The 13,959-nt window shown below is 74.7% G+C and carries 10 protein-coding genes; 5 read left to right on the top strand and 5 right to left on the bottom strand.

Annotation, left to right across the window (positions count from 1 at the left end; translation table 11 throughout):
• A partial coding sequence (locus IH45_RS0116560) for an SAV_2336 N-terminal domain-related protein (RefSeq protein ID WP_030667973.1) occupies positions 1–4,853 on the top strand: 4,853 nt, incomplete at its 5' end.
• Positions 4,854–4,873: 20 nt separating this feature from the next.
• Here the strand turns inward: IH45_RS0116560 and IH45_RS0116565 are convergent.
• The gene (locus IH45_RS0116565; protein ID WP_030667975.1) at positions 4,874–5,728 is read right to left on the bottom strand and encodes an alpha/beta fold hydrolase; all 855 of its coding nucleotides are present in this window, start codon (positions 5,726–5,728) and stop codon (positions 4,874–4,876) included.
• Between the two features lie 163 nt (positions 5,729–5,891).
• Here IH45_RS0116565 and IH45_RS0116570 point away from each other — a divergent pair, with 163 nt between their 5' ends.
• A complete protein-coding gene (locus IH45_RS0116570; protein ID WP_030667978.1) occupies positions 5,892–7,061 on the top strand; it encodes a cysteine desulfurase family protein in 1,170 nt (389 codons plus the stop codon).
• A gap of 13 nt (positions 7,062–7,074) precedes the next feature.
• Here IH45_RS0116570 and IH45_RS1000000148740 read toward each other — a convergent pair whose 3' ends face one another.
• Positions 7,075–7,629: an ACT domain-containing protein gene (locus tag IH45_RS1000000148740; protein WP_063763007.1), complete on the bottom strand. Its 555-nt coding sequence runs from the start codon at positions 7,627–7,629 to the stop codon at positions 7,075–7,077.
• Positions 7,630–7,677: 48 nt separating this feature from the next.
• Positions 7,678–8,376: an N-acetylmuramoyl-L-alanine amidase gene (locus IH45_RS0116580; protein WP_032917601.1), complete on the bottom strand. Its 699-nt coding sequence runs from the start codon at positions 8,374–8,376 to the stop codon at positions 7,678–7,680.
• Between the two features lie 54 nt (positions 8,377–8,430).
• On the opposite strand from IH45_RS0116580, the gene mnmA reads away from it, so the two are divergent.
• Together mnmA and IH45_RS0116590 are read left to right on the top strand one after the other, a co-directional pair.
• Positions 8,431–9,555: a tRNA 2-thiouridine(34) synthase MnmA gene (gene mnmA / locus IH45_RS0116585; protein WP_030668000.1), complete on the top strand. Its 1,125-nt coding sequence runs from the start codon at positions 8,431–8,433 to the stop codon at positions 9,553–9,555.
• A gap of 78 nt (positions 9,556–9,633) precedes the next feature.
• The gene (locus IH45_RS0116590; RefSeq protein ID WP_030668003.1) at positions 9,634–10,011 is read left to right on the top strand and encodes a hypothetical protein; all 378 of its coding nucleotides are present in this window, start codon (positions 9,634–9,636) and stop codon (positions 10,009–10,011) included.
• Positions 10,012–10,104: 93 nt separating this feature from the next.
• Here the strand turns inward: IH45_RS0116590 and IH45_RS0116595 are convergent, their stop codons facing one another.
• The gene (locus tag IH45_RS0116595) at positions 10,105–11,163 is read right to left on the bottom strand and encodes an aldo/keto reductase (protein ID WP_030668007.1); all 1,059 of its coding nucleotides are present in this window, start codon (positions 11,161–11,163) and stop codon (positions 10,105–10,107) included.
• A gap of 218 nt (positions 11,164–11,381) precedes the next feature.
• Here IH45_RS0116595 and IH45_RS0116600 point away from each other — a divergent pair, with 218 nt between their 5' ends.
• A complete protein-coding gene (locus IH45_RS0116600; protein ID WP_030668011.1) occupies positions 11,382–12,167 on the top strand; it encodes a VC0807 family protein in 786 nt (261 codons plus the stop codon).
• Here IH45_RS0116600 and murJ read toward each other — a convergent pair.
• A complete protein-coding gene (gene murJ / locus IH45_RS0116605) occupies positions 12,133–13,833 on the bottom strand; it encodes a murein biosynthesis integral membrane protein MurJ (protein ID WP_050514907.1) in 1,701 nt (566 codons plus the stop codon). The two genes, IH45_RS0116600 and murJ, sit on opposite strands and share 35 nt — an antisense overlap.
• Positions 13,834–13,959: the final 126 nt, after the last annotated feature.

Consider the following 13,959-nt stretch of genomic DNA (forward strand, 5'->3'; position numbering starts at 1 on the left):
CCCCCGCCCGCCCCGCGCGGGCGCCCGGCCGCCGTGCCCTCGCCCGCCCCCAGCACCTGTCCCGGGCGCTGCGCCCGCTGCGCCGGTTCGAGCCGCACCCGCACCGGCGCGTCACCGACGTGGAGGCGACCGTACGGCTCGCCGCGGAGACCGCGCTGTTCGACGTGGTGTCCCGGCCGGACCTCGAACACCGCTGGTCCGCCGTCCTGTTGGTGGACGACGCGCCCTCGATGCAGGTGTGGAGCCAGCTGGCCGGCGAGCTGCGGGCGGTGCTGGACCGCTGCGGCATCTTCCGGAGCGTGCGCGTGCGCACCCTCGATCCCCGGAAGATGGCTGTCCCGGGGCGGCTGCCGTGGGCCGCGGGCCCCACGCTGACCTTCGTCCTCACCGACGGCACGAGCCCGGGCTGGCGGACCCCCGACGCGGCGCGCGCGGTGCGCGGCTGGGGGCGGTACGGGCCGGTGGCGGTGCTCCACCCGCTGCCGCGGCGGCTGTGGCGCGGCACCGCGCTGGACGCCCAGCCCCGGCTGCTGACCTCGCCTGTCGAGTTCGGCGGGCCGGACCGGACCACCGTCCTGGACCCGCTGACCGGCGAGCCGGACCCGGAGGCCGAGGAGCCGGGGACGGTGGCACTGCCGGTCGTCCCGCTGACCCCTGGCGGGCTCGGCCAGTGGACCGCGCTGCTCACCCGCCCCGGCGTCCCGCACCTGGTGGACACGGTGCTGCTCGGCGAGGACCCGGAGCAGGACCCGCCGCGCCCCGCCGGGCCGGCCGAGGAACTGGTCGCACACTTCCGCGGCGCGTTCTCGCCCGAGTCCTACCGCCTGGCCGTACGCCTCTCCGCGATCAACCCGCTCACCGTCCCCCTGATGCAGCTGGTACGGGCCGCCACGATGACCGACGCCGGGCCCACCCAGGTCGCCGAGATCCTCCTCGGCGGGCTGCTGGAACGGGTCACCGACCCGCGCCGGGCGCCCTCCCTCGGCCCGCTCGGCGGGCCGCTGGGCGCCGGTGCCGGACAGCCGGTCTACAACTTCCGGCCCGGTGTGCGCGAACTCCTCTTCAGCGGCCTGGGCACCCAGCAGTCCCTGGCCGTCGTCGAGGCGGTCGGCCGCGCCCTGGAGCCGTACATGGGCCGGCTGCCCGACTTCCCCGCGCTGGTCGCCGACGAGACCGGGGAGCTGCGGCTCCAGGAGTCGGCGCAGGCGTTCGCGGTGCTGGCCAGTCCGGTCCTGGAGCGGCTGGGCGGTGGGGCGGTGGGGGCGGAGCCCGAGGCGGGTGTGGCGTCCGGGCCGTACCCCACGGTCACCGCGGGACCGGCCGATACGGTGCCGGGCCCGCAGCCGCCGCGCGAAGCAGCCGCCGAGCCCGCCCCTCCTGCCGACCGGTCCCGCCCGGCCGCACCGGTCCTGTCCGGCGACGCGCCCCGTGAGCCGCTGCGTGCCACCGTCCTCGGCCCCGTGGGGCTGTGGCGGGGAGGCCAGCGGATCGAGGTGCCGGCCGAGCTGGACCGCACCCTGCTCGCCGCCCTCCTGCTGCACCACGGGGGCGTGGCCACCGACGCCGAACTGATCGGCGCGCTTTGGGGCGGCAGCCCGCCACGCGGTGCCCACGCGATGCTGGAACACAGCGTCGCCCGGCTGCGCAAGGCGCTCGGCGAGGACGGACACCTGCTGACCCGGGAGCGCGTCGGCTACGCCCTGCGCGGTGACGCCGGGACCGAGATCGCCGTGGACCTGGCGCGCGCCGAGGAGTGCGAACGCTCCGCCCGCGCCGCCGGCGAGGCGGGGGACTGGGGCCGCGCCCGGGTGCTGCTGAGGACGGCCCTCAACCTGTGGGAGGGGGAGCCCCTGGCAGGCCTTTACGGGCCGTACGCGCAGTCCGAACGGCTCCGGCTGCTCGCATGGCGGCGCACCCTGGTGGAGGACCGCATCGAGACCGAACTCCGCCTGGGCCATTACGCCGAGGTCCAGGCGGAGCTGAACGACCTGTTCGAGCGTGACCCGTCCCGTACCCGCCTGGCCGAACTGCTCGCGCTCACATGGGATCAGGACGGCACCGGACAGGCGGACGTGTCCGGTACGGCCGAGGAGCCGCCCGGCCCGGAGCGCGAGCCGCTGCGCATCACCCTGCTCGGGCGGGTGCGGATGCGGCGCGGGGACACGGCTCTGGCGACCGGCTCTCCGCAGCAGCAGGCGCTGCTGGCCTCGCTCGCGCTGCGCGGTGGCCGCGCCGCCTCCGAGGCCGAACTGATCGAGGCCCTGTGGGGCGACGAGCCGCCGCACGCCGCGCACGCGGCCCTGCGCACCTACGCGTCCCGGCTGCGCAAGGCCCTCGGCCCGGACGCGGGCGTCCTGGTGAGCGAGGGCGGTGGCTACGCACTGCGTCCTCACGGCGATACGGATGTCGCCGTGGACCTGCGCCACGCCGAGGAGCTGGCCGAGACGGCCGCCGAGGCGCGCGCCGCGCGCGACTGGGAGCGCGCCTGGGAAGCGCTGGATACGGCCGTCGCCCTGTGGCGGGACGGCGAGCCCCTGGCGGACCTGCCCGGCCCGTATCTGCGGGCGCAGTCCCGGCGGCTGGCCGACCGGCGGCGCACGCTGATAGAGGACCGTACGGAAATGGAACTGCGGCTCGGCCGCCACGCCGCCGCCGAGGAGGCGCTGACCTGGCTGCTCTACCTGGACCCGGCCCGCGAGCGCACCCGCGAACTGCTCGGCCGCGCCCTGGCCCACGACGAGCCGGCCTCGCCCGGGCTGCGCAGTCTGCTGCGCGCGGGCCGGTACGGGCCCCGGCAGGAGCGCGCGGGCGGTGCCCGGCCCGCCGAGGCCCAGCAGCTGGCGGAGCACCTGACCAGGGAGGGGGCCACGGCGCGGACCGCCTGTGTCGTCTCCGGGGGCGCGGGCGTCGGGAAGACGAGCCTGGCGGCCCAGGTGACCGACGCGGTGCAGGAGCGCTTCCCGGACGGACGGCTCTACGCGATCATGCCGGCGTCCGGCGACCCGGAGGCGGCCGTCGCCCACCTGGCCGCCGCGCTGCTGCGGCAACTGGGCTACCGGGCCGCCGAGATCCCCGGGGACCCCGCCGAACGCCTCGCGTTCTACGGGGCGGTGGTGCGCGGCCGCCGCCTGATGGTCGTCCTGGACGAGGTGCGCGATGTGGTGCCCGTCCTGCCGCTGCTCCCGGAGGCGCCGGGCGCGGCGCTGGTCATCGGGCGCGACCGGCCGCCGGCCGGGCTGCCCGGGGTGCTGTCCCTGCACCTGGAGGCCATGAGCGCGGCCGACGCGCTGGACCTCCTCGCGCTGCGGGTGGGGGAGGAGCGGGTGGCGGCCCGCCGGGCCGCGGCGCGTGCGGCGCTCGAAGCGTGCGGCTGTACGGAGGCCGCGGTCGACGCGGTGGCGGCGGAACTGATGCTGGAGGGCGGCACGGACCGTACGGCGGCCGAGGCCCTGATCACCGGCACCGCGCTGCGCCTGACCCATGACCTGGCTCCGCGGGCGCTCGCCGTCTTCCGGCTGCTGGCGCTGCCGGACTGCCCCGACCTGTCCGCGGGCGCGGTGGCAGCCCTGACCGGCAGCGGTCCTGCCGAGGCCCAGGAGGATCTGGCCGCCCTGGCGCGGATCGGCCTGATCAAGGTCCCGACGCCGGGCCGCTACCGGCACCGCGAAGCGCTCGCCGCCTTCGCGCAGGAGAACCTGACCGCCCACACCTCACCGGCGGACCGCCGGGCGGCGCTGTCCCGGCTGCTGGACTGGTATCTGGTCACGGCCCAGTGGGCGTACGCGCTCGACGCGCCCGACGCGTTCCTGCTGGGGCACATCCCCGCCATCACCACCACCGCCACCTCCCCGCGCCTGGCCGACCGCCGGGCCGCCGCGGACTGGTGGACGGCGGAGGGCACCGGGGCGCTGTCCCTCGTCCGGCAGACGGCGGAGCTGCCGTACGGCGGCTACGCCGCCCGCGGCGCCGATGTGCTGCTCCTGCTCGACCCGCTGCTGGGTACGGGGCGTCACACGGAGGCGTACGAGGCCGCAGCGCGGGCGGTGGCCGCGGGGACCGCCGCCGACCGCGACCGGCGTGCGGAGGGGCGCGCCCGGCTGGCGTGCGCCCGTGCCTGTCTGGTGGCCGAGCGGTTCCACCAGGCGGAGGACGAGGCCCGCCGCGCGTACCGGCTCGGGCTCGACGCGGGCGACCCGGTGACCAGCAGCCGCGCCCCGCTGGTGCGCGGCGCGACGGCCTCCGCGCTCGGCAGGGGCGACGCGGAGCAGTACTTCACCCTGGCCATGAGCCACTGCCAGGTGCAGGGCGACCGGCTCGGCAGGGCCGCGGTTCTGGTGGAGCGGTCCCGCCTGTCCGTACGCGACCGTGCCCCGAAGCGGGGCGCCGAACTCGCCGAGCAGGCCGTGCGGATCCTCCGGTCGGCCGGACAGGGCCACCGCCTCGGCACGGCCCTGTACTTCCTCGCCGTCGCCCGGGCGGGCGCGGGCTGCCACGAGAACGCGCTGGCTGCCCTCGAAGAGGCGCTGCCCGCCTTCGAGGCGGCCGGACAGCGGCTCTGGGCGGGCCTGGCGCAGCTCAGGACCGCCGAGTCGCTGCTCGCCGTCGGCCCCTCCAAGGCCGCGGTCCAGGCGGCGGGGGCCGCGGTGCGGCTCCTCGCGGAGTCGGGCGGCAACCGGCGGTGGGCCGACGGACTGACTCTGCTGGGGCACGCGTATGACGCCTTCGGGGACACCGAGGAGGCGCATGCGTGCTGGGAGCGGGCCGCCGCGCTGTACGAGGAACTCAAGACGGCCGGGGCGGCGGGCCCCCGGCCGCGCACGCCCCCGCTGGAGCCGGGCGTGGCCGGGGCGTAGCCGCGGCGGTACGAGGCGCGTTACGCCGGGCCGTGCCCGTCCGCGCCCGCGAACGCGGCCAGCGCCGCCGCCAGTTCGGCCGGCGCGTCCTCCTGCACGAGGTGCCCGGCCCCCTCGAACAGGTGCAGGCGGGCGCCCGGGACGGCCGCCGCCAGCTCGTGCGCCCAGCCGACGGGCAGCCAGGTGTCCTCGGCTCCCCAGCACACCAGCGTCGGCACGGTGAGTTCGCCGAGCCGCCCGTCGAGGTCCTTGGTGAGGTCCAGTCCGTTCTGCTCGATCTGCCGGTAGAAGGCGGCCTGCCCGACCTCGGTGCACCACGGTTCGACGAGCCGTTCCAGGGTGGCCGGGTGCAGTCCGGGGTGACTGCCCGAGCCGATGTACTCGGTCACCAGCGCCCGGTGCAGCCCCGCGGGCAGCCGGCCGAACACGTCCGGGTGGCTGCCGAGCAGGCGGTACGTGGGGGAGCCCCAGCCGGTGAGCGCCACCGCGTTGAGCAGGGCGAGGCGCCGGTAGCGCACGCCGTGCACGAGGTGGGCCCGCAGCGCCACGTAGCCGCCGAAGTCGTGTGCGACCACGGTGGGTTCGCGGGTGTCCAGGCCCCAGTGCGCGAACAGTTCGGTGAGGACCTCGGCCTGCTTGGCGAGGGAGACGTCCTGCCCGGTGGCCATCTCGGAGTCGCCGTAGCCCGGCATGTCCCAGACGTACACCTGGAACCGCCCGGCCAGTGCCCGTGCGACGTCCCGCCAGATGTAGGAGGAGAACGGCGTCCCGTGCAGCAGGACCAGGGGCGGCGCGCCGTCCTCCCCGAACGCGGTCCAGCGCACGGCGCCGGCGGAGCTGCGGTACGTACGGTCCAGTCGCCACTGCTGTGTCATGACCGTAACGCTAGACACTCCTTACAGGGTTGTCGAGGGGTTTCCCCGAACCCGTGCCGGCCCGCCCGGCGGCCCCGGACGCGCGGGCACGGCGGGGGAGTGGGGGCGAGCCCCCACGCGCTCGGCATGCGCCCCCGCGCCTGCTCGTAGAATCGTGCGCACCATGGTTTACCTCGACCACGCCGCCACCACCCCGATGCTTCCGGAGGCGGTGCAGGCGATGACCGCCCAGCTGACCGTCACCGGCAACGCGTCCTCGTTGCACGCCGCGGGCCGGCGGGCCCGGCGCACCGTCGAGGAGGCGCGGGAATCCCTCGCCTCCGCGCTCGGCGCGCGCCCCAGTGAGGTGGTCCTCACCGCGGGCGGCACCGAAGCCGACAACCTCGCGGTCAAGGGCCTGTACTGGGCCCGCCGGGACGCCGACCCGGCCCGCACCCGCGTCCTCGCCAGCCCCGTCGAACACCACGCCGTCCTGGACGCGGTGGAATGGCTCGCCGAGCACGAGGGCGCGCGCGTCGAATGGCTGCCCGTCGACGCGTACGGGCGGGTGCACGCCGACGCGCTGCGCGAGGCCATCGCCCGCAACCCCGACGATGTCGCCCTGGCCACCGTGATGTGGGCCAACAACGAGATCGGCACGATCATGCCGGTCCGCGAACTGGCCGCGGTGGCAGCGGAGTTCGACGTTCCGCTGCACGCCGACGCGGTCCAGGCGTTCGGGCAGGTGGAGGTGGACTTCGCCGCCTCGGGACTGGCCGCGATGACCGTCTCCGCGCACAAGATCGGCGGACCGTACGGGGTCGGCGCGCTGCTCCTGCGGCGCGAGTACGCGCCCGTCCCGGTGCTGCACGGCGGCGGCCAGGAGCGGCAGGTGCGCTCCGGCACGCTGGACACCCCCGGCATCGCCGCCTTCGCCGCCGCCGCCCGGCACGCCGTCGCGCACCGCGAGGAGTTCGCCCGGGACATCGGCGCCCTGCGGGACGACCTGGTCAAGGCGGTACGCGCGGCGGCTCCCGACGCGGTCCTCGGCGGCGACCCGGACCCGGCGGGGCGGCTCCCCGCCAACGCGCACTTCTCCTTCCCCGGCTGCGAGGGCGACTCCCTGCTGCTCCTCCTGGACGCCCAGGGCATCGCCTGCTCCACCGGCTCCGCCTGCACCGCGGGGGTCGCCCAGCCCAGCCACGTCCTGCTCGCCACGGGTACGGACGCGGACCTGGCCCGCGGCACGCTCAGGTTCTCGCTCGGGCACACGTCCACCGAGGCGGACGTGGCGGCGCTGGCCGAGGCGATCGGGCCGGTGGTGGAACGGGCGCGCAGCGCGGGCCTGAGCTGAGGCGCGTGCCTGGTCACCGGAGCATGCCGGCCACGGCCTGGACGAGCAGCCGCCAGGACGGCTCGGCGCCGGTGCCGAAGGCCGTGGCGAGGACGTAACCGACCGCGGCGTCCTCGCGCAGCGGCGGCGCCACGTCCGGGTGCCAGTCGGCCCACACGTGCCCGGCGCCGTCCGAGGAGAAGTCCGCGATCCGGCGGCCGTCCTTGACCAGCCGGCTGCCGCCCGGCGAGTCCGGCAGCAGCCGGTAGAGGATGCCGCCGTAGATCACGTCCACCCGGTGGGAGCGCCGGGCCAGCCGTCCCCCGCCGGGGGTGATGTGCCCGGGGTGGCCGTCGACGGTCAGCCGGAGGGCCGTGGCGTCGCGGGTGCCGAACGGTAGAGACCTGGCCGGGACGGCCTCCGGCGCCCGGCGCAGCTCGGCCGTCGGCACCCGCTCGCCGTGCACCGTCAGCCGGCCCGCCGCCGCGTCCAGGTCCAGGCCGATCCGGCCGAAGACGCGGTCCTCGGCGGAACCGGGGCCCGGCCCGTGGCCCGTGCGCCCGGCGGCCGGGGCTCTGTCGTACGCCATGAGAGGTCCGTTCCACGTGGGGCGCGGCGGCGCCGGGGCGCGCCCCCGTCACGCCCCCGTCGCCGGGGACGGGCGGCGCAGTTCGGCGCGTACCAGGTCCAGGTACAGCCGCCAGTTCCAGTGTGGCCCGGGATCGGTGTGGTCGGTGCCCGGTACCTCCACATGGCCCACGATGTGCTGCCGGTCGGCGGGGAAGCCGTAGCGGCGGCAGATCCCGGCGGTCAGCCGCGCCGATGATGCGTACATGGCAGGTGTGAAGGAGGCCGGGCGGTCCACGAAGCCCTCGTGCTCGATGCCGATGCTGCGCTCGTTGTACGCGCGGTTGCCCGCGTGGTACGCCACGTCCAGCTCCCGGACCGTCTGCGCCACCAGCCCGTCCTTGCGCACCACGTAATGCGCGGCGGCGCCGTGCATCGGGCTCTGGAAGACGCGCAGGGCGTCCGTGTAGCCGCCCTGGACGACATGGATCACGACCCGGTCGATCGTGTAATCGTCCGGGCGGTCGGCCTGGCGCCAGTTCGCCGGGGCGGCCGGGACCCAGCGCGCGGAGGTGTAGTCCACCGCGCCGTCCGTCCGCGGCTTCTTGCGGCCCGGCAGCCGCCACCACCAGCGCGCCGCCTCGTCGTGCAGCGCGTACACGGCACCGCCTGCCAGGACCGTACCGGCGCCGCCGAGCAGCAGGGCGCGTCTGCTGAACCCCTGGCCGTCACCGCCGCCGGCCCGGCCGGCTTCCCCCGCGTCTCCCATGCGCTGCACAACGCTTGGGGGCCCGTCACTGGTTCCGTCTACCCTGGAGTGGTTATGACGACTGACGCTCCCCGCCGCCTCCGCGTGCTCGCCGCCATGTCCGGCGGTGTCGACTCCGCCGTCGCCGCCGCCCGCGCCGCCGAGGCGGGCCACGACGTGACCGGCGTGCACCTCGCGCTCTCCGAGAACCCGAAGTCCTTCCGCACCGGCGCCCGCGGCTGCTGCACCATCGAGGACTCGCACGACGCGCGCCGCGCCGCCGACGTCATCGGCATCCCGTTCTACGTCTGGGACCTCGCCGAACGCTTCCGCGAGGACGTGGTCGAGGACTTCTTCGCGGAGTACGAGGCGGGCCGCACGCCCAACCCCTGCCTGCGCTGCAACGAGAAGATCAAGTTCGCCGCGCTGCTGGACAAGGCGCTCGCCCTCGGCTTCGACGCGGTCTGCACCGGCCACTACGCGACGATCGTGGAGCGCCCCGACGGCGGCCGCGAGCTGCACCGCGCCTCCGACATGGCCAAGGACCAGTCGTACGTCCTCGGCGTGCTCGACGACCAGCAGCTGGCGCACGCCATGTTCCCGCTCGGCGACACGCTCACCACCAAGGCGGAGATCCGCGAGGAGGCGGCCCGGCGCGGCCTGTTCGTCGCCAAGAAGCCGGACAGCCACGACATCTGCTTCATCGCCGACGGCGACACCCAGGGCTTCCTGGCCAAGCGGCTCGGCCGCGCCGAGGGCGACATCGTCGACGAGTCCGGCACCAAGGTCGGCACCCACGAGGGCGCCTACGGCTTCACCATCGGCCAGCGCAAGGGCCTGCGCATCGGCACCCCGGCCCCGGACGGCAAGCCGCGCTACGTCCTGGACATCTCCCCGGTCGACAACACCGTCACGGTGGGCCCGGCCGAGTCCCTGGACGTGACCGCGCTGACCGCCGTACGCCCCCGCTGGTGCGGCGCCGCGCCGACCGGCCCCGGCACCTACACCGCCCAGCTGCGCGCCCACGGCGGCGAGACCGAGGTCACCGCCGAGCCGGCCGACGGCGGGCTGCTCGTCACTTTCACCGAGCCGGTCCGCGGCGTGGCCCCCGGCCAGGCGATCGTGCTGTACGACGGCACGCGGGTGGTGGGGTCGGCGACGATCGCGACGACGGACCGCGCCCGGGTGCGGATCCCCTGAAGCGAAGCGTTGGGGCCGGTCCCGAAAAGGGGAACCAGGCAGCGGTCCGTCGGCGGGCGGTAGTGCTGTAATCGGGTGGTGAAGTCGCTGCTCGTGGTGTCCGTTCTGGTCATGGTGTTCGTCGTGCCGACGGCTGGTGCCTGGCTGCTGGGGCGGTGGGCGAAGGCCCCCGCCTGGATCATGATCGTGTTCGTGCTGGCCGGGTGGCTGGCGGTAGGCGTCGGCGGGATCCTTTCGCAGCGAGCGCTGCCGTTTCTGTTTCCCAAGACTTCTCCGTGCTACCACGTTGGTACTCCGGTCACGCAGTACTTTCCGCCCGACTCGTTCTGCCTGCACGATGACGGGGAATTGCGGACGGTCAACGGGTCGACCGGCAAGTTCGTGTTCTGGACCGCCTTCGGCACTGCCGTCGCCATGCCGGGGATCGCCCTCGTACGACGTCGTCCATGGGCCTGAATCCTCCCGGCCGTCACTCCAGCCGCGCCCGCGCGGTGATGCGACCGGCGGGCGCGGCACGGGCTGAGGGCCTGGAGCCCGGAGCCCGGTGTCTCAGAGGACGCCGTGCACCGACCGGCGGTAGGTGGTCCGCCGGTCCTCGACGGCCTCCCAGCGGTCGCCGTAGACGTTCTGCGTGATCGCGGGCTCCGCCAGGAAGTCGTGCGGGAAGCCCAGCGGCACGGCGCTCACCTCGTCGAGCCGCCGCAGCGCGTCGGCGTCCAGCTCCACGTCCACGCTCGCGAGGTTGTCGGCGAGCTGGCTCTCCTTGGTGGCCGCGATGATCGGAACGATGTTGCCGGGGCGCTGCCGCAGCCAGGCGAGCGCCACCTGCGCCGGGCTCCAGCCGCCCTGCTCGGCGACCTCCAGCACCGCCGTGATCGTCGCCTCCTCGCGCTCCGACGCGCGGCCGTTCTCGCCGGTGACGTCCAGCCGGCCCCGCTCGCCGCGCCGGTACTTGCCGGTGAGCTTGCCGGCCGCCAGCGGGGCCCAGGCCAGTACGGCCAGGTCGAAGGCGCGCGCCTGGGGGAGCAGCTCCCGCTCCGGCGTGCGCTCCAGCAGGCTGTAGCGCAGCTGCGAGCCGGCGAATGCGGTCCAGCCGCGCAGCTCGGCGAGGGTGTTGGCCTGCGCGATCTCCCAGGCCGGCCAGTCGGACACGCCGACGTACTGCACCTTCCCGGACCGTACGACGTCGTCCAGCGCCCGCATCACCTCCTCGACCGGGGTGAAGTTGTCCCGCGCGTGCACCCACAGGACGTCGAGGTGGTCGGTGCGCAGCCGGGACAGGCTCTGCTCGACCGACTGCACGAGGTTCTTGCGGTGGTTGCCCGCCGCGTTCGGGTCGCCCTGGCGGGTGGCGCAGGTGTACTTGCTCGCCAGTACGAAGCGGTCCCGGCGGCCTTCGAGCAGCTCGCCGAGGATCGTTTCGGCGCTGCCGTCGGTGTAGTTGTTGGCGGTGTCGAGGAAGTTGCCGCCGGCGTCCTCATAGGCGTCGACGATCCGCGCACTGGTGTCCTTCGAGGCACCCCAGCCCCAGTCGGAGCCGATGGTCATGGCGCCGAGGCTCAGCTCGCTCACCCGCAGACCGGTCCTGCCGAACAGTGTGTAACGCACGAAGGGTTCCCTCTCGCTCGGGTTGTGGATCACTCGGGTCCTGGATCAGACGCTAGGAGCTGGAGTGCCCTCCAGGGCAAGTGCCTTGCCGGTCGGCCGGGTGCTGACAAATGTCATGGCGAAGCCGGTACACGCGGTACTGCCGCGGCACGGGGTGCGCGGACGAAGCTGAGGGCGTCGTCAAGGACGGACGGCGCGGACAGCGATTCGGAGGACCCATGAACAGCCAGGCCCCGCACGGCACGGAAGCGGCCACCGGTACCGGTACGGCCACGGCCCCCACGGCCGGCACGAAGCTGGAGGGCCCCCGGGCGCTGCTGCTGGACGCCGGGATCCCGATCGCGTCGTACTACCTCCTCACCGGCGTCTTCGGCATGAGCACCTTCGCCGCGCTGGCCTGGAGTGGTGTGCTGCCGGCCGTCCGCTCGGTGTGGAGCCTGGTCGGGGAACGCCGCTTCAACGCGGTGGCCACGGTGATGCTGGCGACCAACGTCCTCGGCCTGCTGCTGAGCCTGGTGGCCGGCGACGAGCGGCTGATGCTGGCCAAGGACAGCGCCGTGAGCAGCACCTTCGGCCTGGCGGTGCTGGTGTCCGCGCTGATCGGGCGGCCGATGATGGCGCCGGTGCTCAAGCCGTGGATCACCAAGGGGGACGCGGCCAGGAGCGCCGCATGGGACCGGCTGACGGCGGAGTCGGCGTGGTTCCGGCGGGTGCAGCGGCGGCACTCGGCGGTGTGGGGCATCGCCCTGCTGGGGGAGTGCGTGGCCCGGGTTATCGGCGCGTTCACCCTGCCCGTGGACACGATGGTGTGGCTGGGCACGGTGATGCTGATAGCGGCGATCGTCCTCGCCATCCTGGCCGGCGGGGTGATCGGCATCGACAAGATGGAGAAGCTGGTCCGGACCGAGGCGGCGGCCGGGGCGGCAGCCGAAGCGGCTCCCGTCCCGGACCCCGCCCCGGCCCCCGAGGTCAGCGCAGCCCCGGCAGGGACCGCAGCTCGGTGATCCGCAGGACGCGGGCCAGCAGCAGGAAGAGCAGGGCCATGGTCGCGGCCCCGGCGGCGAGGGCGAGCGCCGTGGACCAGAAGGCGTCCCCGGCGGCACCGGCACAGGCGTGGGCCGCCGCCCAGCCCACCGCCCCGGCGGCCAGCGCGGCACCGGTCAGCTTGCCGTACGTACGGCTCAGCCGCCGCCCGTCCAGCCGCCCCTCCAGCCGGCGGCGCAGCAGGAACGCGCTGGCCAGCAGCCCGACGGCGTATGCCACGGCGTACGCGGCGGCCATCCCGGTGACCGCCCACCGGGCCGGCAGCAGCAGGTGACAGGCGGTGGCGAGCGCGACGTTGACGGCGGAGATGCACACGGCCAGCAGGAACGGCGTACGGGTGTCCTCGAAGGCGTAGAACCCGCGCAGCAGCAGCGACTGGGCGGAGAACGGGATCAGCCCCAGCCCCAGGGCCTGGAGCATCTGCCCCAGCGGCACGGCGGACTCGGCACTGGCGGCGCCGTGCGCGTACAGCAGCTGCGCCATCTCCGGGCCGAAAGCCACGAAGAAGACCGCGGCCGGGACGATGACCACGCCGCTGGTCCGCAGCGCGCGGGAGAGGTCGCCGCGCAGGTCGTCCAAGCGCTGTTCGGCGACCGCCCGGGTCATCCGGGGCAGCAGCGCGGTGATCAGCGAGACGGTGACGATCGACTGCGGCAGTCCCCAGATGTTCTGGGCGTAGGTGTACGAGGAGAAGCCGACGCCGGCCTTGGGCAGTTCCTGGTCGGCGGCCGTCGCGTAGTGCGTGACGACCGTCATCGAGACCAGGTTGACCAGCACGAACAGCAGCGTCCAGCGCGCCGCGTCGGCACTCTTGCGCAGCCCGGTGCCGCGCCAGTCGAAGCGCGGCCGGAAGCGGAACCCCGCCTCGCGGGCGTAGGGGATCAGCGCGAGCGCCTGGAGGGCGATGCCGATGGTCGTGCCGACGCCGAGCAGACGCACCTGCGCGTCCGTGATGTCCGCCACCGTCTCCGGCACGGTCAGCAGCCCCACGTACGTGCCGAACATGGCGAGCAGCACGACGTTGTTGAGCACCGGCGTCCACATCATCGCGCCGAACTTGCCGCGCGCGTTGAGCACTTGACCCAGGATGCCGTACACCCCGTAGAAGAAGATCTGCGGCAGCAGGAACCGGGCGAAGACCACGGTCAGTTCGTAAGCGGCGTGGTTCTCCGGCGTGTCCGTCGTGTACAGGCTCACGATCTCGGGCGCCGCCCACACCGCGAGCAGCGTGCCGATGCCGAGGACCGTCAGCACGAGCGTGACCAGCCGCTGCTCGTACGCCCGCCCGCCGTCCGCGTGTTCCGCCCGGGCCCGGACGAGCTGCGGCACGAGTACGGCGTTGAGCGCGCCGCCGATCAGCAGCGTGTACAGGCTCATCGGGACGAGGTTCGCCGTGTTGTACGTGGTGGCCAGCAGCCCCGTACCGAGGGCGGCGGCCTGGAGGACGCCCCGGAACAGGCCCGTAGCCCGGGAGACGACGGTGCCCGCGGCCATCAGGAGCGAGGAGCGGCGCAGGCTGCCGGAGGGCGGTCCGGACGCGTCGCCTAACGCGGCGCGCGTGCCCCTGTCCCCGGTGTCTTCCACTGTGTTCCGTATGTGCGTCTGCATCCGTTTTCCCTCCACCATGACGGCAACCTAAACCCCCGACTTCACGGAGCGCGACTTCCGCCCCGGTGACCCCCGGCGGCCCGGGTGCCCATAGGCTCGGCGGCAGCGACGGGACGCCCGAGGGCCGCCCGGCCGGATTCCGGT

It is taken from the genome of Streptomyces rimosus subsp. rimosus (assembly GCF_000720725.1).
Taxonomy (GTDB): Bacteria; Actinomycetota; Actinomycetes; order Streptomycetales; family Streptomycetaceae; genus Streptomyces; species Streptomyces rimosus_A.